Source organism: Alcanivorax sp. HI0083 (assembly GCF_001635175.1).
Map to the genome: position 1 here is coordinate 1 of NZ_LWFX01000760.1, position 224 is coordinate 224.

General features: G+C 54.0%; 1 protein-coding gene. It reads left to right on the forward strand.

Annotation, left to right across the window (positions count from 1 at the left end; translation table 11 throughout):
- Nucleotides 1-224: hypothetical protein (locus A3754_RS07395; protein ID WP_156496891.1), on the forward strand; the 224-nt coding region annotated here is incomplete at both ends.

Below are 224 nucleotides of genomic sequence, written 5' to 3' on the forward strand. Positions count from 1 at the left end.
TGAAGCCTGTACGCTCACCTCCGTGGTCGATATTGAGCCGGAAAACAATACCGCGCTGGAAGGGTTGTACCAGTCCAATGGCATGTATTGCACCCAGTGCGAAGCGGAAGGCTTTCGCCATATTACGTTTTTCCCGGACCGTCCGGATGTTCTGTCTCGATTTACCACTACGGTGCGGGCGGATAAGCAGCGCTATCCGTTGCTGTTATCCAATGGTAACCCGG